The following is a 20,892-nucleotide window of genomic DNA, read 5'->3' as shown; positions in this document are numbered from 1 at the left end:
GTGTGTTTGTTGAGGTCTCCGCCCGGCACAGGGCAATTTGCGCTTCACGCGGCGCGGATGAGGCCGAGCTGCTGCAAGGCCGTAACCCCGTCGTCAAGACCGATTTCCTCGAGGATCTTTCCGTCCTTGAGTTTCAACACGGTCGTGCCGGTGAACTTCATCTTGCGGCCGGTGTTGGCCGGCAGCGATCCTGCCAGGAAGTCGCCGAACGCCGGCCCGGTATGCGTGCCTCCGCCTTCCCATCGGCCGACGACATAGTCGCCTTCGGCGATGAGATCGGCAGCGCCCCAGAAATTGAGATCGGGGAACGCTTTCCGAAAGTCCGTCATGAACGCCTTGATGTCGTCGCGCCCACGCCGCGGCTCGTGCAGCGAGTATTGCAGCAGCATATCTGGCGCTGCCAGTTCATCGACAATTCCGAGGTCGCAGGTCTTGCCCCAGAACTTCGTGAACCACTGGCCAACGATGGCCTTGTTGTCGTCTTCAATCGACACGGTCACTTCTCCTGTTGTGCGCTTTGGCGCCCACCATGAGAAGTTATGACGATGTCATGGCCGCCGGCCCACCCGATTCCCGATGTCGTGGCCGCCTTGCTGCGTCCGTCATTCCATATGAAGCTCGTTCAGCGAATTCTCCGACATCCCCGCCGCAGAATAGAGCTCGCCGTCCTTCATGAAGAACACGGTGTTCTTCGGTACTTTCGCCGCGTACTTCATGATCGCGCTGCGACGGTCGCCTCCGAATTCCCGGACGCTCATTTGCCCCGGCCCGCGATACATGTAGGCGGTGTCGGATTTGAAATCCCAGCACGCTTCCGAGAACGCCTGGCTAGAGATGATCGCGAACGCAGCCGTTGCGATGGTCGTCTTTGACAGGAAGGCCATTGGAAGTTCCTTTCGGTGCCGGTGTGACGCGCGACCGCCGGCAGCGCCCGCCGCTACGAATGCGTTCGAAAAACTATCCCGCGCGACAAAGCGCGGCTCTTTCGAAGACGCATCCTCGTTTGCGAGAACACACGATATCGCGCGTCGCTGGCGCGCCCTAGTCCGACGCCAATCCCGTCCTGCGTCGCAAATCGCTTATCGCGCGCAGAAAGCTGTCGGCCGGCGTGGTCTCGGGATCGATCAGCCGGTGCAGGCGAAAGCCATCTTCCAGCGCCAGCACGACCGAAGCCATCCAGGGCGGGTTCAACGTCTCGCCTTTGGCGCTGTCCTTCAAGGTCGCCTCGACGATATCGGCGATCAGCTTGCGCCGCGCGCGCAGGCGTTTTGCAAGTTCCGGGCGACGCTTCTCGGCGCGCGCGACGAACAGGATCATCTCGATATGCAGCAGCGGCGAGCGGGCGAGGGGGTCCTGCCGGGCGCGGTCCATCGTCCTCAGCGCCGCGATGAAGTCGTCGAGGTTTTTGTGTTGCGCCAGGATCTCCATGTTGCGCCGGATCGATTGCTCGACATGGTCCTCGAGCATGGCGAAGATGAGCTCGTCCTTGCTGTTGAAGTTCGAATAGAACGCGCCGCGGGTGAAGCCTGCCTCGGCCGCGATCGCCTCTATGCTGGCGCCGCCGATGCCGTCCTGCTCGAACACGCGTGCGGCCGCCTCGAACAGCGCCTCGCGCGTGTCGTCCCTGGTCGGCCTGGTCCTCAGCCTTGACATCGCAGCAGTTTAGGGCAAAATGCAACTCGATACAACAATGTATCGAGTTGATAATTCATCAGGGATGGTTACGCCGGCTCCGGGGCTGCAACCGGCGTATCGTGTCATGCGGCAACCGATGTGAGGTCACCATGAACGAGCAAGTTCAGAGCGTCGCCAGCGATCCCCTGTTCAATCCGCTGGCGCCGGACTTCATTCGCAATCCCTATCCGCATTACGACCGGCTGCGCACGATCGACCCGATCCACGTCACGCCGTTCGGCCAGTTCGTGGCCAGCCGCCATGCCGATGTCAGCCTGGTGATGCGTGACAAGCGTTTCGGCAAGGATTTCGTGGAGCGCACGACGCGCCGCTATGGCCCCGACATCATGAAGGAGCCGGTGTTCCGCAGCATGGGGCACTGGATGCTGCAGGCCGATCCGCCCGACCACACCCGCCTGCGCGGCCTCGTCGTGAAGGCCTTCACCGCCCGCCGCGTCGAGGACATGCGGCCGCGTATCCAGGAGATCGTCGACCAGACCATCAATGCCGTGATCGACCGCGGTCATATGGACCTGATCGAGGATTTCGCCTTCCGCCTGCCTGTCACCATCATCTGCGAGATGCTCGGCATCCCTGAGGATCATCGCGAGGTCTTCTACAAGAGCTCGCGCGACGGCGGGCGGCTGCTCGACCCGGTGCCGATGACATCGGAGGAGATCGCGAAGGGTAACGCCGCCACCACGATGGCGCAGATGTATTTCCAGCAGCTGTTCGAGCTGCGCCGCAAGACTCCCGGGGACGATCTCATCACCCAGCTGGTGCAGGCCGAGGAGGACGGCAACAAGCTCACCAATGAGGAGCTGACGGCGAACATCATCCTGCTGTTCGGTGCCGGCCACGAGACGACGGTCAATCTGATCGGCAACGGCCTGCTCGCGCTGCATCGCAATCCGGACCAGCTCGCGCTCCTGAAGGCGCGGCCGGACCTGATCACCAACGCGATCGAGGAATTCCTGCGTTACGATTCCTCGGTGCAGATGACCGGCCGCGTCGCGCTGGAGGAGATTGACGATCTCGGCGGCAAGAAAATCCCCAAGGGCGAGACCGTGCTCTGCCTGCTCGGCTCGGCCAATCACGACCCGGCGGTTTACCCTGATCACCCCGAGAGGCTCGATATCACCAGGCCGAACGTCCGGCCGCTGTCGTTCGGCGGCGGCATCCATTTCTGCCTGGGGGCCCAATTGGCGCGCATCGAGGCCGAGATCGCCATCGCCACGCTGCTGCGGCGCCTGCCGGATTTGCGCATCGACGACGTCGAGAACCCGGAATGGCGTCCGACCTTCGTGCTGCGGGGCCTGAAGCAGCTTCCGGCGAGCTGGTGAGGCCTGTTAGTAAGGCTTGGGGCATTAACCGCCGCGCGCAACAGTCGCTGTGACTTCGCCACACTTCCCCCTATATAAGGGGCTGTTCCGGCGCGCCTGAAGCTTGGTTTGTCAGCTTGGGTTTGACCCGGGTGCCGGCTTGGCCGAGGGGAGACCCGTGCAGACGACGCTGCTCGGATTGGCGATTGCCTTCATCGTAGCGCTGCTGGCCGCGCTGATCGGGCCATATTTCGTCGACTGGAACCAGTTCCGGCCCCAGTTCGAGGCAGAGGCGACCCGAATCATCGGCGTCCCGGTGCGCGTGGCCGGCGAGCTCGATGCGCGGCTGTTGCCGGCGCCGAAATTGCGGCTGCGTTCGGTCACCTTCGGCGGCAACAACGATCTCGGACGCCTGCGCGCCGACAAGCTCGACGTCGAGTTCAGTCTGAGCTCGCTGATGCGCGGCGAATGGCGCGCCACCGAGCTCTCGGTCGGTGGTATGGCGGTGGACCTCGGCCTCGACGCCAAGGGCAAGGTCGATCTGCCCTCCACCGCGACCGGCACCTTCAATCTCGCCTCGCTCGCCATCGAGCGGCTCAACCTCACCGGCCGCATCGCCCTCCACGATGCCGCCAGCCGCTCGACGCTCGAGCTCAACGACATCGTGTTCTCCGGCGACGTCCGCTCGCTCGCAGGCTCGGTGCGGGGCGACGGCAATTTCAACGCCAATGGCGTGCGCTATCCGTTCCGCGTCTCCTCCGGTCCCAGCCCCGACGGCAGCGCGACCCGCGTGCACCTCAATATCGATCCCGGCGAGCGCGCCATTCTGGCCGATCTCGAAGGCGTGCTTGCCTTCGACAACCGCCTGCCGAAATTCGATGGCGCGCTGACGCTGGCCGTGCCGCCACCGAAGAAGGCAGGCGAGGCGGGGCCGACGCCCTGGAAGCTCGCCGCAAAACTCAAGGCCGATCCGGCCGGTGCCAAGTTCGACCAGATCGACGCGAGCTTCGGCCCCGAAGACAGCGCGCTGAAGGTCGGCGGCGTCGGCGACCTCAGGTTCGGCGCCTCGCCGCTGTTGCGTGCGGTGCTGTCGGCGCGGCAGGTCGATGCCGACAAGCTCGCCGGCCGCGCCGATGCCGAGCCGCTGCGCATCCTGCCGGCCCTGCGCGCCGGCCTTGCCGCGATCCCGCAGGCGCCGATCCCTGCGCAGATCGAGTTCAACTCCGACCAGATCATGCTGGGCGGCCGTCCGCTCCAGAACATCACGACCGAGCTTCAGACCGATGGCCGGTCCTGGACCTTTCAGCGGCTCGACCTGCGCGCACCTGGCATGACGCAGGTTTCGCTCAACGGCGCCGCGCCCGGCGCCGACAGTTTTAGCGGCCGCCTCGGCGTCGAATCCTCCGATCCCGATACGCTCATGGCCTGGCTCCAGGGCCGCAGCGAAATTATCAGGCGCAGCACGCGGCCGCTCCGCCTCAACGGCAATTTGACGATCGCCGCCAACCATCTGGCCATCGACGGGCTGAAGGCCGATATCGAAGGTGGCACCGTCGAGGGACGGATCGCCTTCGTGCAAACGGGCGCCAACAAGGGCTCGCGGATCGATGCGGAGCTGAAGGCGGATCGTCTCGATCTCGATGCCGCCGCGAGCTTTGTCCGCGCGCTCGCAGGTCCGCAAGGCGAATGGCCGGAGGAGGCGAAACTCTCGCTCGAGATCGGCCGCGCGATCTCGTCGGGGCAGGAGTTGCGGCCGTTCGCGGCCAGGCTGGGCTACGGCCCGACGGCGCTGTCGCTTGAGCAATTGCGGTTCGGCCAGGCCAGCGGCGTGACCACGGAGGCATCAGGCAGTTTTGACCGCACCAGGGCCACCGGCAAGCTCGCACTGAAATCCTCGGCCAATTCGCTGCGCGATCTCACGGCGCTGCTGGAGCCGATCGCGCCTGCGGTCCGCGCGCGCTTCGATGCCATCCCGGCCTTGCCGGGCGCGACGCGCCTGACGCTCAATCTCAGCCTCGACAAGAACGCCGAACATGCCGACCGCAGCGATGCGCGCGTCGCGCTCGACCTCGATGCACCGCAGCTCAAGGCCTCCGCGACGTTCGCCGCGCAGCCCCAGGTCGCTGATGTCAACGGCATCGACATCGACAAATTGCGCAGTAGCGACTTCACGCTGGAGACGAAAGTCTCGACGCCGCAGGCGACCGCCCTGACGGCGCTGCTCGGCCTCGATCGCATGGTCGCCGCAGGCGAGGGCGCCTCGCAGATCGAGGGCAGGCTCAGCGGCGCCTGGCGCAAGCCGATGCAGCTGAACGCAAAGCTCGGTGGCGGCGGCCTGGACGCGGATGCGCAAGGCAGCGTCGACTTGTCGGCGGCAGAACCGAAAGCAAACGTGAATCTGCGTGTACGCAACGCCAATCTGGCGCCGCTGTTTGGGACCGCTCCGGCCGACAAATCGGCTCAGACCGTAAGCCTGTCCTCCCGCCTCACGCTGTCAGGCAATCGCCTGACCTTCGACGATCTCGACGGCACCGCATCCGGTTCGCGCCTGCGCGGCCATCTCGCCGTGACGTTCGACCAGGAGAAAAGCGTCGACGGCGAAGTCGGGCTCGATACGCTCGACCTGATGCCGGCGCTCGCGCTTGCGGTGGGCGCTGCCGGGCGCGGCAGCGGCGAGCCGTTGAGCGCGGGCCTTGTCAGCGGCTGGCGCGGCCGCATCGCATTCCAGGCGTTGCGCGGCAACCTGCCCGGTGGAATCGAGATCCGTCCGTTCAGCGGCACGCTCAGGAGCGACGGTCAGTCGCTCGCCTTCGATACGCTCAAGGGCGGCCTTGGCGGCGGCGAGATGACCGCAAGCCTCGACGCGCGCAACGGCCCCAACGGTCTGGCGCTGAACGCGCATCTCGATCTCACCAATGTCGATGCGGCCTCGCTGCGTTACCGCGATCTCGCGCTGCCCAAGGGCCGCGCCTCGGCCCAGATGACGCTGACGAGCCAGGGCCGCAGCGTCTCGGCGCTGACAGGCGCGCTCGCCGGCAACGGCACGGTGACGCTCGATGCGGCCGAGATCAGCGGCCTCAATCCGCGCGCCTTCGAGATTGCCATCCGCGCCAGCGACGGCGGCCAGGTCTCCGACGACGCCAGGCTGCGTCAGCTGGTCGAGCCCGCATTGTCTGCGGCCCCTATCGCGGTCGCCTCGGCGCAGATCCCGTTCACGATCCGCGACGGTCGCCTGCGCGTCGGCGCAACGCCGCTGGAAGCGAAGAACGCCCATGCCATCGTCTCCGGCGGTTACGACATCCCCGCCGACCAGGCCGATATCCGCGCCAGCCTGACGCCGATCATGACCGGCCTCTCAGGCGCGCCGCCGGAGATCCAGCTGTTTGCGGCAGGTCCCCCCGACAAGCTCAGCCGCACCGTCGATCTCACGCCGCTGTCGTCGTGGCTCGCGGTGCGCACGATCGACCGCGAGACGCGCCGGCTCGACGCCATCGAGCGCGGTGAGCCGCCGCCGGCGACCGCCGCGCTGCCGACGCTGGTCTCGCCCGAGCCCGTACCCGAGCCGTCGCTGACCGACGTGCCGATGCCCGGCCGCGATCCGCGCCGCGCGCCGCCGAAGGCGAAGGTCGAGCCCAAGGTCGCACCGACGCCGAAGCCTCCGCTTGCCGCGCCCGCCGTGCCAAGCCCGCCGCTGGCGAGCCAGCAGGTCGCCCCCTTGCCGCCGCCGATCGACGTGCGGCCCGCCCCGGGCCCGCCGCCCGCAAAGCCCCGGCCGAAGCCGCCGCTGATCCTGACGCCACAGAATCCGTAACGTGGAGCAGCAATCCGCTGGGGCTCTCTCTCGGTGCTCACCTCTCCCTACGGGAGAGGTGAGCAGCCTTACGCCCCGGTAACCACATTCGCTCGCATTTGAACGAAGTTTTGTCTGCAAAACTGATGTGACGGTTTTACTGGATTCTCGCGTTTGTTCCCTAGTGTGGCTCCCAGAGGAATCCGGCGTCCTGCCCGCATCGGCAGGATGGCTCGCCAGGAACTGGACCAAGAACTGGGGTTATCGACATGGATGGGGCGAAGACGCTTCTACAGGATCTGGACGACGCAATCGCGCGCGGCACAGACGAGAGCCGGGCAAAGGCGTTGTGGCATGCGACTGATCTTCTGATCACAGGTCGCTACGTCGACGACGAGATCAGCATGTTCGGCGAGGTCATCGGCCGGCTTGCGGACGAAATCGAGGTCGCCGCGCGAACGCAGCTCTCCGAATTGATGGCAGGCTGCGATCACGCGCCGCTCAACGTCATCGAGAAGCTCGCGCTCGACGACGAGATCGCGGTCGCCGGCCCCGTGCTGCGCGACTCCAACCGGATCGGCGAGAAGGTGCTGGTCGAAAGCGCCATGACCAAGGGCCAGGCGCATCTGCTCGCGATCTCCCAGCGCGAGGCGATCGGCGAGGCCGTGACCGACGTTCTCGTCAAGCGTGGTAACCAGGAGGTTGTCACCTCGGTCGCCAGGAACGAGGGAGCGCGCTTCTCCGGCTCGGGCCTGCTGCACATGGTCCGCCGCGCCGAGGGCGATTCGATTCTTGCTGAACAACTTGGCCTGCGCAAGGACGTGCCGCGCCACATCTTCCAGCAGCTCATCTCCAAGGCATCGGAGGACGTCCGCCGCCGGCTCGGGACCGAGCGCCCGGAGATGATGTCGCAGATCCAGAGCTCGGTGACCGAGGTCACCGGCGATCTGCAGTCAAAGTTCGGCCCGTCCTCGCGCAGCTACTTCGTCGCCAAACGCGTGGTGACGACGCAGTACCGGCAGGGCAACCTCAACCAGGTCTCGATCTCGAACTATGCGCGCCAGCATCGCTTCGACGAGGTCCAGATCGGCCTGTCATTGTTGTCCTCGCTCCCGGTCGACGTGATCGAGCGCGCGCTGATGGATCGTAACCGCGAGATGATCCTTGTGCTGTGCAAGGCGCTCGACTTCTCCTGGGACACGACGATGTCGCTGTTGTTCCTCGGCGCCAAGGATCATCTGATCACGGCGCGCGAGCTTCACGACAACGAGCGCGATTTCAGCCGGCTGAAGATCGAGACCTCGCGCAGCATTCTGAAATTCTACCAGTCGCGCAAGAACAGCGCCGGCGCCGATCCCGCCACGGGTCGTCAGCCTGAGCTCCAGGTTCACTGAGCGGGATATCGAGGGAGTATTTGCAATGTTGCCTCAATTCGGCACCGCAGTTCGCAAGAACAAGAGCCTCGCCAAGCCGCTTCCCGCCGAGACGGGCGGGGCGGCTCCGGAGAAGGCCACAGTCGACGCCGCATGGCTCGTGCTGGAAGCCGCCAACGACCTCGGCGACCACGCCGCGATCGAAGCCTGCCGCCGCGTGATCGACGCCGAGCTGAACGGCACGGTCGCCGCCAGTGCGGACACCGATCTCGTGGTCGGATATTTCAGGTAAGCAAGCAAAGCTCAGTCTTGCTTGCGGGCGCTCGACCAGAGCCTGCTTAGCCGCAATTCCAGATCGCGCCGATCGGCGTCCGCGTCCAGCACGGACCGAAGCTGCCGCCATTGTAGCGAGAGCCGCCAAAGCCGGGCCGGCCGAAATAATGCCATTCGCCGTCGAAGTAGCGGTAATAGGCCGGCACCGGATCGATGTACCAGGGGCGCTGGTTTTCGCGCGCATAACGACGAAAGCCGTTCTTCTGCATGAAGATCGGCTGGCTGTTGCTGAGCGGCTGGCGATAGCCCGGCAGGAAGCCATAGCCATGCCAGCTTTGCTTGGGCTTCTTTGCGACGGCCTCGGTCGGCGCAACGGCCGGCAGCAGCGACAGGATGGCAGCAATAAACAGACATGAGATGCGCGACATGGTCAGACCATAGACAGTCGATTGCCGGAAAGCCATTCAAATCCCAGTGGTTTTTTTGCGGCCCTCGCGCGCATAAAAAATTCGGCCGGGCCGAATCGCTGGCCCGGCCGTCATGTCCTTGTCGCTTAGGCGTTGGCGCCACCATCGACGGTGAGCGTCGAGCCGGTGATGTATTTTGCCTTCGTGCTCGCCAGGAACGCGACCGCATTGGCGATGTCGTCAGGCGCGCCGTAGCGGCCGACCGCCATGAACTGCTTCAGCGTTTCCGCGGTCGGGCCGTGGGCCGGGTTCATGTCGGTGTCGATCGAGCCCGGCTGCACCAGATTGACCGTGATGTCCTTGGGACCGAGCTCGCGCGCCAGTCCCTTCGTGAACGCTGATAGCGCCGACTTCGAGGCCGAGTATAGACCGAGCACCGGCGCCGGCACGCGATCCGCAAAATAGCTGCCGATGGTGATGATGCGCCCGCCCTTGCCGAGATGGCGCAGCGCGGCCTTGCTTGCCACGATCGGCGAACGGACGTTGACGTTCAAGAGCGCGTCGATGTCGGCGAGCGACATGTCGTTGAGGCCGCCCAGGCGCAAAATGCCGGCATTGTTGACGAGGATATCGAGCCCACCCAGGGCGGCGACGGTCTTGTTGACGGAAGCCTGGACGGCGGCGACATCGGCGCTGTCGGCCTGGATCGCTACGGCCTTCCGCCCGCTCGCCTTGATCGCGTCGACGACGCCAGCGGCGCTGTCGGCGGATTTTTCGTAAGTGATGGCGACGTCCGCTCCTTCGGCGGCAAGCGCCTTCGCGATGGCCGCGCCGATACCTCTGCTTGCGCCAGTCACCAAGGCCCGTTTTCCCGTTAGCGTCATCGTGTTCTCCTATTCTGTAACGATCGACACAGAATATCTGGGATCTTGATCAGCCCGGTCAAGTCAATTATGTGTTGATCATTACAGAAAGAGAGGTCATGGCGGGACGGCCACGGGAATTTGATCGCGAGGCGGCGCTGGAGGCGGCCATGCTGCTGTTCTGGCGCAAGGGCTATGGGGCGACCTCGATGAACGATCTGTGCGAGGCCATGGGCGTGCGCTCGCCGAGCCTCTATGCCGCGTTCGAGAGCAAGGAGGTGCTCTACCTCGCGGCGATCGAACATTACGTCGAGACCGAGGCGCCGCCGGTCTGGGGCAGGCTCGCGGAAGGCGCCACCGCGCGTGAAGGCATCGAGAACTTCCTGTTCGCGGCGGCCGCGATCCTGCCGAAATCGCGCTCCGCGCCGGCGGGCTGCATGGCCGTGCTGGGCGCCGTCAGCGATGAGTGGCCAGCGCCGATTGCCCGCGCGATCAGGAAGATTCGCCTGGAGATGCTCGGCAATCTGCGTGCGCGGATAGAGGCTGCGATGACCGGCGGTGAACTGCCTGCCGCAACGGACGCCGATGCTCTGAGCCGGTTCTATCTCAGCGTCTATGAAGGAATGGCCATCCAGGCCAAGGACGGCGCGACGACCGACGAGCTCAAAGGTGCGGCGAGGGCGGCGATGGCGGCGTGGCCGGATCGTCCTTAGGCGGGGTAGAGGTTCGACGAGCTGCGAGCCCCGTCCAAGCAAAAAGGCCTCGCCGAAGCGAGGCCTTCTTGTTTCACGATGCTGGCACGACCTAATCGTCGTCCCAGTGATGACGGCGGATCACGACGCCGCGGTCGTAGTTGCGGTCGTGGTGGTACCAGCCATGATGCCAGCCGCGGTCATGCTCGTAGATGCGTGCACGCGGGCCGTAATCATCGCGGTCGCCGCCGACATAGACGCCGAAGCCAGCCGCGTTGGCGATGGTGGGGGCACCGATTGCAAGTGTCGCAACTGCCGCAAGGGCGTAAGTCAGCTTCCTCATCTGTTCCTCCTCCTTCTGCCTCGTCGGTTCGTCAACGGATGCCGCCGTCGCCTGTTGCAGGAACTGACAAGAAACTTTCTTGAACCGCTGTTCAGGTTTCATGCGGTTCATCGTGAGAAAGCCAAAAACACGTGGTGAACTCCGCACGGTCTGGAACATTCGTGTCGAGCCAAAGGCAAGCATGTCGGAACCGCCTTCGATCCTGATTGTGGAGGATGAATATCCGCTTCAAGGCGTGCTCGAGAGCGTTCTGGCGGATGCCGGCTTTGCCTCCGACATCCTTTCGTCCGGTGAAGAGGCGATGACGGTGTTCGTCGCGCGCGGCAAGCGTCACAGGGCGCTGGTGACCGATGTCAATCTGGGCGGCAAGCTCAATGGCTGGGATCTCGCCCGGAAAATGCGGGAAAAGGATCCGGCCCTTCCGGTCGTGTACATCACGGGCAGCGCCGGTGCTGCATTGTGGACGTCGCAGGGCGTGCCCGACAGCGTGCTGCTGGAAAAGCCGTTTCATCCCGAACGGCTGGTTGCGGCGCTGATGAGGCTGTGAGCTGCCGGCATGTCATGCATCATCGCCTGATGCGATAGATCACGACGTCTTCGCCGTGATGCGAGGTGTGTTTCTCTAGCGCATAGTTCGCCTTCTCCAGCACGCGCCGCGAGGCGCAGTGCTCAACAGCGACGAGACCAATGAGGGACGGCAGCTTCAGCTGTGATAGCCCGATCTCGGTCAGCGCGGTCGCAATCTCGCTGGCGAGCCCCTGGCCCCAGAGGTCGCGTTTGAACGTGTAGGCAATCTCGACCTCGTCCACGCCGTCCACGAGGATATGCCTGATGCCGGCCCGCCCGGCGAATGCGCCGTCTTTCGTACGCAGCACCCAGAGCCCAAAGCCGTGCTGGTCCCAATGCGCCATATTGGTCGCGAGATAGGTCTTCGTGACCTCGGCGGAACGCACGCCACCGAGATAGCGGGAAACGTCCGGATCGAGATGGAGTGCGACGAGGTCGGCGAGGTGGTCCTCGCGCAGGCGCTGGGCCGTCAATCTCGCGGTGCTGAAATGATCCATGATTTGATCCATGGGGGCAGATGGCCGTGTTCGTCGCCCTGCGTCAGTGGTCGATATCGCTGGCGTCTCCAGAATGCCGATTGCGGCAAAGTGCCCCGCAGTCTATTGGTCCGCGCAGCAGGTAAGGGATGATGACGAGCAAAGCCCGCGAGTACATCGATTTCTGGATCGAGACCAGCGTTCACGCGGCAGAGCAGTACGGTACCCCCGGTGCCTCCCAGAGCGTGAACGACCTGGTCAGTCGCCTCATTGAGGGAGCCAGGGGCCAGGGTATTTCCGAACGGGACATGGCGAACGAAGTTGGCGACCTGACGGGATACGTCCGGGACAAGCTCTCCGCTGCGAACCGGGCGGAAAACGATCGCCGTCACTAGGCCTTGTCATCGGCGTGTCGCAGCCAAGATGGGACGAACGCGGCGTTATTCCGGCGCTCGCAATCCGGGCGATCTCAGCCAGTCGCTCATGTGCGAGCCGGTCTCGCACTGGCGGGCTTTCCGGAGCATTTCGTCACGGATCGCTCCGGGCTCGAGCGCCTTGGCTTCCTCGCGAAGCCGCTTGGCCTCGGTGGCCAGGCGTGTCTCCAGGTTCGCGACCTGTTTGCTCCGACGGCGCTCCATGACGACACTCCTTGGCGAAAAGGCCGGAACCTCAATCCCGGATCGAGGAACAAGTTCCTCTGTGGGGCACCCCTCCGGATCGCAGTGTTCGAAATCGTACACAGTCGGGGGCTTCCCACAACTATCGTTCCACCGCTGATGGAACCAGTTGTTCCCTGCTGCGTTGGGCCCCGGCATATTGGGGGTCTCAGCGCGTCACGCTGGGCGATCGTGTTGCCGGGGGCAACGACTTACCGACAAATTCAGCAGGACGCAGGCGGGCATTTGCCACCGAAGTGCCGCCTACGCTCAACGAGTGGCTGCGGTTGTGCGTGATCAAGGAGAACAGGAATGGCTGGGCAAGTGGGCAGTGACGTCGCATCGCTCGTAACCCGAAACGAGCAAAACATTCTCCCCGAATGGGTCGAATTGCAAAAGAACGCCGGCACGCTGCACACCGGGCGCATTTCGGAAGGCGAACTGCAGTCCCAGTCCAGAAACTTCCTCCATCTGCTGCGCGACGCGCTGACGCAATCCGGAACAGACACGTTAGCGGCGCCTTACGAGCCCGCGAAAGCCATGCTGACCGAACTGTCGCGAAGCCGCGCATTGCAGGGCTTTTCTCCGAGCGAGACGGCCACATTCGTCTTTTCGCTCAAGCAGCCGCTGTTCAATGCGCTGAACCGCGACAAGACCTTGTCCGGGGAGCAGATCGCGTCGACGGTGTGGTCGTTGACCGTTCTGCTCGACGAGCTCGGTCTGTTCACGCTGGAAATCTTCCAGAAGAGTCGCGAAGAGATCATTGTCCGCCAGCAGCGTGAGATCGCCGAGCTGTCGACTCCCGTCGTCAAGCTGTGGGAGGGCATTCTGGCCCTGCCGCTGATCGGCACGCTCGACAGCCAGCGCACCCAAGTGGTGATGGAAAACCTTCTGCAGACGATCGTGGACTCCGAGGCCGAGATCGCCATCATCGATATTACCGGCGTGCCGACGGTCGACACGCTCACGGCCCAGCATCTCCTGAAGACCGTCGCGGCGGCGCGCCTGATGGGCGCCGATTGCCTGATCAGCGGCATCAGGCCGCAGATCGCCCAGACCATGGTGCATCTCGGCGTCGAGCTGAACGTGATCTCGAAAGCGTCTCTGGCTGACGCCTTCGCAGTTGCATTGCGGCAAACCGGGCGAGCCGTTGTCAAGGCCAGGAGGATCGAGGGCTTCGCGCTTCCGGAGAAGAGCGGCAGGCAGGGCGCCTGACGATGGATCGCATTCCCATCCTCAAGTTCGGCAATGCGCTGCTTGTCACCATCCAGGTCGACATGCACGACCGACTGGCGACCGCGTTGGAAGAAGATCTGACCAGCAGGATCGTCTCGAACAATGCGCGCGGCGTCTTGATCGACATTTCGGCGCTCGAGGTCGTCGACAGTTTCATCGGCCGGATGCTCGACAACATCGCAGCGGTCTCGCGTATTCTCGACGCTGACACGGTCGTCGTCGGCATGCGGCCGGCCGTCGCGATCACGCTGGTCGAGCTTGGCCTGTCGCTGACCGGAGTGAAAACCGCGCTGAACGTCGAGCGCGGCATGGCCATGATCCATGATCGCCTCGCCGGTTCGGAGGCTGACGATGCCGACGACGAAGACTGAACGTCTCGGGATCAGGATCTCGGACGACGTGGTTCGGGTGCGGCAGCTGACCCGGACGTTCGCGCTCGAGGTCGGCCTCGGTCTGGTCGACCAGACCAAGGTCGTCACGGCGGCCAGTGAGCTTGCGCGCAATACGCTCGACTATGGCGGGGGTGGCGACGTGACCGCGGAGATCGTGGAGCAAGGCGGCCGCCGCGGCGTCCGGTTGACCTTCGAGGACAAAGGCCCCGGCATTGCCGACATCGAGCAGGCCCTCAAGGACGGTTTCACCTCCGGCAAGGGCATGGGCCTCGGCTTAGGGGGCGCCAAGCGACTTTGCAACGAATTTTCGATCGTCTCGGAGCCGGGCTTAGGCACTAAAGTCACAATCGCACGTTGGAAGTGATGATGAAATCCGTCGGCGTCAACGATCCAAGCGGCGTCGCGGAGGCAAGGCGGGCAGCAACTGATCTCGCCCAACGCGTCGGCTTCAACGAGACTGATAAGGGCAAGCTCGCCCTGATCGCGACCGAACTTTCAACCAACCTCGTCAAGCACGGCTCGGGCGGGGAAATTCTCGTCGGAGCCTATGAGGACAATGAAAGCCAGGGCATTGAAGTTCTTGCCCTAGACAAGGGTGCCGGCATGAGCAACGTCGCCGCATGCCTCGAAGACGGCTACTCCAGCGCAGGCACCGCCGGGCGCGGCCTGGGCGCCGTGGTACGGCAATCGCACTTCGTCGATATCGGCTCGTGGCCGGGGGTAGGGACTGCCGTGTTGGCGCGTGTTGCGCCTGGCGCTGCGCCTTCCCTCAAGCCGCCGACTGTCCCAACCTGGGGCGCCGTCTCGATTGCCAAGGCGGGCGAAGATGTCTGCGGCGATGCCTGGAGCCTCTCCAACACGGGAGATGTCCGCACGCTCTTCGTGGCAGACGGCCTCGGGCACGGGCCGGAGGCGGCCGAAGCTGCCGTCGAGGCGGTGCGAATTTTCCATCGCTATAATGGTCATACCGTCGCCAACCTGCTTGACTACGTCCATGGCGGCCTGCGCGCGACACGCGGCGCGGCCGTGTCCATCGCCCGCTTCGACCCCGCAACCGGGAACGTCAACTTTGCCGGGATCGGCAATGTCGCCGGCGTCATCATCGCCGCGGGCGAGACCAAACGGATGGTGTCGATGGCGGGGACGGCGGGTTTCAACACGCGAAAAATCCGCGCCTTCGATTACCCGTTCACGCAAGGTCTGATCATTCTGCATTCGGACGGTCTGGCCTCAAGCTGGACGGTCGACCGTTACCCCAATCTGGCCGCGCTTCATCCCTCGCTGATCGCCGCGATCCTCTATCGCGATTTCAGTCGCCATCGCGACGACGCGACCGTGCTCGTGGCCAAATGGTGAAGGTTATGGCAGCAACCTCGAAACACTGGCCCATCGTCACAGTCCCGATCGAGAACGAGAGCGATGTCGTCACAGTTCGGCAGCGTGCCCATCGCGTTGCCGATCTCTTGGGGTTCGAAAGACAGGACCAGACCCGGATCGCGACTGCGGTCTCCGAGCTCGCACGCAATGCCTATGGCTATGCCGGCGGCGGCCGCGCCGAATTCGCGCTCGATGCGGCGACGATCCCTCAACGCTTCGTCGTTCGCATCTGCGACAGCGGACCGGGCATCGACAATCTCCAGCTCATCCTCGACGGGCAATATCGTTCGCCGAGCGGGATGGGGCTCGGCCTGATCGGCGCGCGCCGTCTGATGGACACGTTCAGCATCGATTCCGTGCCCGGCAAAGGGACAACTGTCGAAGTTGGGCAGAAGCTGCCGCTCCGCGTCGCGCCATGGCCGCGCGCCAAGCTCACCGACATCGTGTCCAGCCTGAAGAAGGAGACGTCGTCAGATCCGCTTGCGGCGCTGCGGGAGCAGAACCGCGAGCTGATGCAGAATCTGGAGGAGCTGCGGCGCCGCGAAGAGGAAAGCCAGCAGCTCAACCAGGAGCTCGGCGACACCAATCGCGGCGTGGTGGCGCTCTATGCCGAGCTCGACGGGCGCGCCGAGCAGTTGCGCCAGGCGAGCGAGCTCAAGACGCGCTTCCTCTCGAACATGAGCCACGAGTTCAGGACGCCATTGAATTCCGTGCTGGCGCTGTCGCGCCTGCTGCTTGACCGCATCGACGGCGATTTGACGCCGGAGCAGGAGCGACAGGTCGGCTACATCAGGCGATCCGCCGAAAGCCTGCTCGAACTTGTCAACGACATGCTGGACCTGGCCAAGGTCGAGGCCGGCAAGGCGGAGATCAAGCCCGTGCGGTTCGCGGTCGCCAGCCTGTTCGGCGCCTTGCGCGGAGCGCTGAAGCCGCTGTTGACCAGCACGGCGGTCGAACTTCTGTTCGAATCGCCGAAAGACCTGCCGCCGCTCTACACCGACGAGGCAAAGGTCGCGCAGATCCTGCGTAATTTGATCTCGAACGCGCTGAAATTTACCGAAGAAGGCGAGGTGCGGGTGACCTCGCGCACCAGTGACAACGGCGCCAGCGTGGTGTTCTCCGTTCGCGACACCGGCATCGGGATTGCGTCGGAGCACCATGAACGCATCTTCGAGGAGTTCTCGCAGGTCGACACGAAGCTGCAAAGAAAGGTGAAGGGCACGGGGCTTGGCCTTCCGTTGTCGCGATCTCTGGCGCGCCTGCTGGGCGGCGACCTCACGGTCGAGAGCGAACCGGGGCAGGGTTCGGTGTTCTCGCTGAAGATTCCGGCCTCGCTCGGCGATCCAGACCGCGAAATGCCGATTCCTGCCGGCGACGGCAGCAGGAGTGTGCTGCTGATCGACGATGACGAGACGTTCCGTTACGTCATGCGGCAGATCGTCGGCAACGAGACGCGTTACGAGTTCATGGAGGCCGACGGCGGCGAGGAAGGACTGCGGCTCGCGCGGGAAAGAAAGCCCGATGTCATCGTGCTCGACCTGCAAATGCCCGCGATCGACGGCTTCACCGTGCTCCAACAGCTCGCCGCGGACGACCGCACCAACGACATCCCTGTCGTCATCTCGACCTCGATGACGATCGATGGATCGCTCCGATCGCGTCTCCCCGAACATGTGCGCCTGATCTCCAAGAATGCGATCTCCCGGGAGAGCGTGTCCTCCTTCCTGCGTGACGCGGTTCAGGGGGCCACATGAGCGCCAGCGAAAAGGTCGTCGTGCTGAACGTCGACGATCTCGAATCTCAGCGCTATGTGAAGACACGCGACCTGAACGCTGCCGGATTTGCCGTGATCGAGGCCCAGACCGGCGCGGAAGCGCTCCGCCTGATCGAGCAGCACAAGCCGCCTGTCGTGCTGCTTGACGTTCAATTGCCCGACATCAGCGGCTTCGAGGTCTGCGCCTTCATCAAGCAGAAATGGCCCCAGGTGATGGTGTTGCAGACATCGGCGACCTTCACTGCGACAGAGGATCGAGTGAGCGGACTGAACGCGGGCGCCGATTCCTACCTCGTGCAGCCTGCCGAACCGGTAGAGCTTGCCGCTGCGATCAATGCGCTGCTGCGCGTGCGCCGCTCCGAGGATGCCTTGCGAACGCTGAACGCCACGCTGGACAAACAGGTTCGAGAGCGCACCGAAGAGCTTGAAAAGGCCAACGCGCAATTACATCGGGAAATCGTGCAGCGCCGCAAGGCAGAATCCGAGTTGTTGCAGGCCCAGAAGATGGAAGCCGTCGGACAGTTGACCGGCGGTCTCGCACACGATTTCAACAATCTCCTGACCGCGGTGGTCGGCAATCTCGACCTGATCCGTGCTCGCGCGACCGAGCCGCGCATTACGCGGCTTGCGGAGAACGCCTTCAAGGCGGCCGAGCGCGGTTCGAAGCTCACGGCGCAATTGCTGGCGTTTTCACGGACGCAGAAGCTTGCGACCGAATCCGTCGACCTCAATCGACTGATCATGAACGCATCCGAGCTACTCAACACCTCGCTCGGCGCCAGCATTTCGATCAAGACCGAGCTTGATGCGCGTGCGCCTTTCGTGGTCGCCGATTACAACCAGCTCGAGGTCAGCCTGCTCAATCTGGCGATTAATGCCCGAGACGCGATGCCAGATGGCGGAACATTGACGATCACGACCGCCTGCGACGATCCGGACAATCGCCGGGTCATGCTGTCAGTGGCGGACACCGGGAAAGGCATGCCGCCCGATGTCATCGCCCGCGCCTTCGATCCGTTCTTCACCACCAAGCCTCCCGGCAAGGGGACGGGTCTTGGCCTCTCGCAGGTCTATGGCCTGGTGCGGCAGATGGGCGGAGACGTCGACATCAAGAGCGAGGTCGGCAAAGGCACCTTGGTGCAACTGTCGCTACGCCGGTCAATCGCCGGCACCGAGACGGCCGCCGAAGCGCAGGCTGCCGCCGAAAGCGGACATGCCGAGCGCATTCTGGTTGTGGACGATGATCATGACGTCCGCGGCCTGATGACCAGCTTTCTGGCCGAAATCGGATACGTCGTGCACGAGGCTGACCACGGCAATGCGGCGCTCGCGATGCAGAAAACCGTGAACCCGCAATTGATGATCATCGATTTCTCAATGCCCGGCACTAACGGCGCCGAGGTCGTCAAGGCGGCGCGAGCCGTGCAACCCTCGCTCCCGGTCCTGTTCGTGAGCGGCTACGCCGATTCCGCAGCGCTGGAAGCTGCAATGGGGAACGCGCCGTTTCTGCGCAAGCCGTTCCGGCCCGCCGAGCTTGCGTCGGCGGTTCGGACGGCACTGGATTCAGACAGCTCGCATCAGTGAACCGATCGGGAGCGGTCTGTCCCCCAAGCCCGTCGTAATCCTTCGATGGTGTCATTGTGCCGGTGTTTTGCCCGACGCGTCAACGGATTTTCCGAAGCGTGTAGCCGGTTGGAGCGCAGCGTGGCCGGTCGGGCATCGCGCGAGGGACCCCCCCGTCTACTGTGCATGGGGTTGTTTTCGCGTTTTGGTTTTGCGGGGCGCTAGCCGGCGCCCAGCGCAACCGCGGCGTTGTAGGTCAACAGGCTCGCCGCATAGGCCAGCACCAACATGTAAGTGAAGGTCGCCGCCATCCAGCCCCAGCTTCCGGTCTCGCGCCTGATGACGGCGAGGGTCGAGGCGCATTGCGGGGCGAAGATGTACCAGGCGAGCATCGACAGCGCGGTGGCGAGCGACCATTTCGTCGCCAGCACCTGGCCGATCTGCTCCGCCGCTTCCTTGCCGCCCTCGATCGCATAGACCGTGCCGAGCGCTGCGACCGCGACCTCGCGCGCCGCCATGCCCGGGATCAGCGCGACCGCGATCTGCCAGTTGAAGCCCACAGGCGCGAGCAGCGGCTCGATCGCCTTGCCGATGATGGCCGCGAGGCTGAAGTCGATCGCGGGCTCTGTCGAGCCTGCCGGCGGCTGCGGGAACGAGGCCAGGAACCAGATCAGCACCATCATCGAGAAGATCGTGGTGCCGGCGCGCTGCAGGAACATCTTTGCGCGGGTGAAGATGCCGATGGCGATCGATTTCAGCCGGGGCACCTTGTAGTCCGGCAGCTCCAGCATGAAGGGGGCAGGCGCATAGTCGCGCAGCATGAAGAATTTGATGAGGAACGAGACGGCCAGCGCGCTGGTGATTCCGGCGGCATAGAGGCCGAACATCACGAGGCCCTGCAAATTGATGAAGCCCAAGACGTCCGTTGCCGGAATGAACGCCGAGATGATCAGCGTGTAGACGGGGATGCGCGCCGAGCAGGTCATCAGCGGCGCGATCAGGATCGTGGTCAGCCGGTCGCGCTTGTTGTCGATGACGCGCGTCGCCATGATGCCGGGAATGGCGCAGGCAAAGCTCGACAGCAGCGGAATGAAGGCGCGGCCATGCAGGCCGGCGCCACCCATGATGCGGTCCATCAGGAACGCGGCGCGCGCCATGTAGCCGAAATCTTCCAGCAGCAGGATGAACAGGAAGATGATGATGATCTGCGGCAGGAACACGATGACGCTGCCGACGCCCGAGATCACGCCGTTCTGAAGGAAGCTCTGCAACAGGCCCGCGGGCAGGGTGGCGTGCACGAACTCGCCGAGCGCATCGAAGCCGGATTGCAGCAGCTCCATCAGCGGCTGCGCCCAGGCGAACACCGCCTGGAACATCACGAACAGGATCAGCGCCAGCACGATCAGGCCGCCGACCGGATGCAGCACGATCGCATCGATCCGCGCGGTCAAGGTGTCGGGCCTGGCAGGCAGGCTGACGCAGTCCGAGATAATGCGGTCGGCCTCGCGCTGGGTCGCGCGCAGCTCGGAGACGCTGAGTGCGCGCCAGTTGTTTGGCTGCGGCTCGGCGGCGAGTTTTGCGGAGATCTCGTCGGTCAGCTTCAAGAGGTCGGCCGTGCCGCCCTTGCGCACCGCGATCGAGGTGACCACGGGCACGCCGAGCTCCTTGGCGAGCCTGTCGACATCGACTGAGATGCCGCGGCGGTTCGCGATGTCGAACATGTTGAGCACCAGCACCAGCGGCCGGCCGGTGCGCTTCAGCTCGAGCAGCAGGCGGATGGTGAGACGCAGATTGGTGGAGTCCGCAACGCACAGCACGAGGTCAGGCACGATCTCGCCGGAGGCCTTGCCGAGCACGAAGTCGCGGGTGATCTCCTCGTCGGGGCTGCGGCCGCGCAACGAATAGGTGCCGGGCAGGTCGACGATCGAGACCTGGCGCCCGAGCGGCGTGACGAAAAAACCTTCCTTGCGCTCGACGGTGACACCCGGATAGTTCGCGACCTTCTGCCGACTGCCGGTCAGCGCATTGAACAGCGAGGTCTTGCCGCTGTTTGGCGTGCCCACCAGGGCGAGATGCAGAAGGGGTAATTCCATGGAAACAGATATCCGGTCGCG

22 protein-coding genes are annotated in these 20,892 nt (G+C 64.3%); 13 read left to right on the top strand and 9 right to left on the bottom strand.

What is annotated here, in order from left to right; all coding sequences use genetic code 11:
• Positions 1-44: 44 nt before the first annotated feature.
• The 3 genes from L6637_RS16015 to L6637_RS16005 form a co-directional block, all read right to left on the bottom strand.
• Positions 45-494, bottom strand: coding sequence for an ester cyclase (locus tag L6637_RS16015; RefSeq protein ID WP_237866141.1), 450 nt, complete (start codon positions 492-494; stop codon positions 45-47).
• 108 nt (positions 495-602) lie between these two features.
• The gene (locus tag L6637_RS16010; protein ID WP_237866140.1) at positions 603-884 is read right to left on the bottom strand and encodes a hypothetical protein; all 282 of its coding nucleotides are present in this window, start codon (positions 882-884) and stop codon (positions 603-605) included.
• Between the two features lie 157 nt (positions 885-1,041).
• On the bottom strand, positions 1,042-1,653 hold the full coding sequence (locus L6637_RS16005; protein WP_237871299.1) for a TetR/AcrR family transcriptional regulator: 612 nt from the start codon (positions 1,651-1,653) through the stop codon (positions 1,042-1,044).
• A 131-nt stretch (positions 1,654-1,784) separates the two neighbouring features.
• Here L6637_RS16005 and L6637_RS16000 point away from each other — a divergent pair, with 131 nt between their 5' ends.
• The 4 genes from L6637_RS16000 (at position 1,785) to L6637_RS15985 (ending at position 8,451) form a co-directional block, all read left to right on the top strand.
• Positions 1,785-3,017, top strand: a complete 1,233-nt coding sequence (locus tag L6637_RS16000) for a cytochrome P450 (protein ID WP_237866138.1) — start codon at positions 1,785-1,787, stop codon at positions 3,015-3,017.
• Positions 3,018-3,174: 157 nt separating this feature from the next.
• Positions 3,175-6,807 carry an AsmA family protein gene (locus L6637_RS15995; RefSeq protein ID WP_237871297.1) on the top strand — a complete coding sequence of 1,211 codons (3,633 nt, stop codon included), beginning with the start codon at positions 3,175-3,177 and terminating at the stop codon, positions 6,805-6,807.
• Positions 6,808-7,055: 248 nt separating this feature from the next.
• Positions 7,056-8,180, top strand: a complete 1,125-nt coding sequence (locus L6637_RS15990; RefSeq protein WP_237866136.1) for a DUF2336 domain-containing protein — start codon at positions 7,056-7,058, stop codon at positions 8,178-8,180.
• Between the two features lie 25 nt (positions 8,181-8,205).
• On the top strand, positions 8,206-8,451 hold the full coding sequence (locus L6637_RS15985; RefSeq protein WP_237866135.1) for a hypothetical protein: 246 nt from the start codon (positions 8,206-8,208) through the stop codon (positions 8,449-8,451).
• A 46-nt stretch (positions 8,452-8,497) separates the two neighbouring features.
• Here the strand turns inward: L6637_RS15985 and L6637_RS15980 are convergent, their stop codons facing one another.
• Positions 8,498-8,896 carry a hypothetical protein gene (locus tag L6637_RS15980; RefSeq protein ID WP_237871295.1) on the bottom strand — a complete coding sequence of 133 codons (399 nt, stop codon included), beginning with the start codon at positions 8,894-8,896 and terminating at the stop codon, positions 8,498-8,500.
• Positions 8,897-8,985: 89 nt separating this feature from the next.
• Entirely contained in the window at positions 8,986-9,723 is a 738-nt protein-coding gene (locus L6637_RS15975) for a 3-oxoacyl-ACP reductase family protein (protein ID WP_237871293.1), read from the bottom strand.
• A gap of 98 nt (positions 9,724-9,821) precedes the next feature.
• Here L6637_RS15975 and L6637_RS15970 point away from each other — a divergent pair, with 98 nt between their 5' ends.
• Complete coding sequence (locus L6637_RS15970) at positions 9,822-10,415, top strand: TetR/AcrR family transcriptional regulator (protein WP_237871291.1); 594 nt, start codon at positions 9,822-9,824, stop codon at positions 10,413-10,415.
• Positions 10,416-10,506: 91 nt separating this feature from the next.
• Here the strand turns inward: L6637_RS15970 and L6637_RS15965 are convergent, their stop codons facing one another.
• Complete coding sequence (locus L6637_RS15965) at positions 10,507-10,737, bottom strand: hypothetical protein (RefSeq protein ID WP_237871289.1); 231 nt, start codon at positions 10,735-10,737, stop codon at positions 10,507-10,509.
• A gap of 100 nt (positions 10,738-10,837) precedes the next feature.
• Here L6637_RS15965 and L6637_RS15960 point away from each other — a divergent pair, with 100 nt between their 5' ends.
• Positions 10,838-11,284, top strand: a complete 447-nt coding sequence (locus L6637_RS15960) for a response regulator (RefSeq protein ID WP_237871287.1) — start codon at positions 10,838-10,840, stop codon at positions 11,282-11,284.
• Positions 11,285-11,303: 19 nt separating this feature from the next.
• Here L6637_RS15960 and L6637_RS15955 read toward each other — a convergent pair whose 3' ends face one another.
• Positions 11,304-11,801, bottom strand: coding sequence for a GNAT family N-acetyltransferase (locus tag L6637_RS15955; RefSeq protein ID WP_237866130.1), 498 nt, complete (start codon positions 11,799-11,801; stop codon positions 11,304-11,306).
• Between the two features lie 128 nt (positions 11,802-11,929).
• On the opposite strand from L6637_RS15955, the gene L6637_RS15950 reads away from it, so the two are divergent.
• Positions 11,930-12,175: a hypothetical protein gene (locus L6637_RS15950; RefSeq protein ID WP_237871285.1), complete on the top strand. Its 246-nt coding sequence runs from the start codon at positions 11,930-11,932 to the stop codon at positions 12,173-12,175.
• Between the two features lie 45 nt (positions 12,176-12,220).
• On the opposite strand, the gene L6637_RS15945 is transcribed toward L6637_RS15950, so the two are convergent.
• Positions 12,221-12,418, bottom strand: a complete 198-nt coding sequence (locus tag L6637_RS15945; RefSeq protein ID WP_237866128.1) for a hypothetical protein — start codon at positions 12,416-12,418, stop codon at positions 12,221-12,223.
• Between the two features lie 330 nt (positions 12,419-12,748).
• On the opposite strand from L6637_RS15945, the gene L6637_RS15940 reads away from it, so the two are divergent.
• The 6 genes from L6637_RS15940 to L6637_RS15915 are packed head-to-tail and all read left to right on the top strand — an operon-like array spanning position 12,749 to position 18,799.
• Positions 12,749-13,651, top strand: a complete 903-nt coding sequence (locus L6637_RS15940) for an STAS domain-containing protein (protein WP_237871283.1) — start codon at positions 12,749-12,751, stop codon at positions 13,649-13,651.
• 2 nt (positions 13,652-13,653) lie between these two features.
• Positions 13,654-14,043, top strand: a complete 390-nt coding sequence (locus L6637_RS15935) for an STAS domain-containing protein (RefSeq protein WP_148775837.1) — start codon at positions 13,654-13,656, stop codon at positions 14,041-14,043.
• Positions 14,024-14,428 carry an anti-sigma regulatory factor gene (locus L6637_RS15930; protein WP_237866126.1) on the top strand — a complete coding sequence of 135 codons (405 nt, stop codon included), beginning with the start codon at positions 14,024-14,026 and terminating at the stop codon, positions 14,426-14,428. The genes L6637_RS15935 and L6637_RS15930 overlap by 20 nt, the downstream gene beginning before the upstream one ends.
• Positions 14,429-14,430: 2 nt before the next feature.
• Complete coding sequence (locus L6637_RS15925) at positions 14,431-15,420, top strand: ATP-binding SpoIIE family protein phosphatase (protein WP_237871281.1); 990 nt, start codon at positions 14,431-14,433, stop codon at positions 15,418-15,420.
• Positions 15,421-15,425: 5 nt separating this feature from the next.
• Positions 15,426-17,195 carry an ATP-binding protein gene (locus L6637_RS15920; RefSeq protein ID WP_237871279.1) on the top strand — a complete coding sequence of 590 codons (1,770 nt, stop codon included), beginning with the start codon at positions 15,426-15,428 and terminating at the stop codon, positions 17,193-17,195.
• Positions 17,192-18,799, top strand: a complete 1,608-nt coding sequence (locus L6637_RS15915; RefSeq protein WP_237866123.1) for a response regulator — start codon at positions 17,192-17,194, stop codon at positions 18,797-18,799. Before L6637_RS15920 ends, L6637_RS15915 begins: the two co-directional genes overlap by 4 nt.
• 200 nt (positions 18,800-18,999) lie before the next feature.
• Here L6637_RS15915 and feoB read toward each other — a convergent pair whose 3' ends face one another.
• On the bottom strand, positions 19,000-20,871 hold the full coding sequence (feoB, locus tag L6637_RS15910) for a ferrous iron transporter B (protein WP_237871276.1): 1,872 nt from the start codon (positions 20,869-20,871) through the stop codon (positions 19,000-19,002).
• Positions 20,872-20,892 lie beyond the last annotated feature (21 nt).

It is taken from the genome of Bradyrhizobium zhengyangense, assembly GCF_022012435.1.
Lineage (GTDB): Bacteria > Pseudomonadota > Alphaproteobacteria > Rhizobiales > Xanthobacteraceae > Bradyrhizobium > Bradyrhizobium zhengyangense.
Note: the sequence above shows the minus strand (reverse complement) of the source record. Positions and strands in the feature narration are given on the sequence as shown.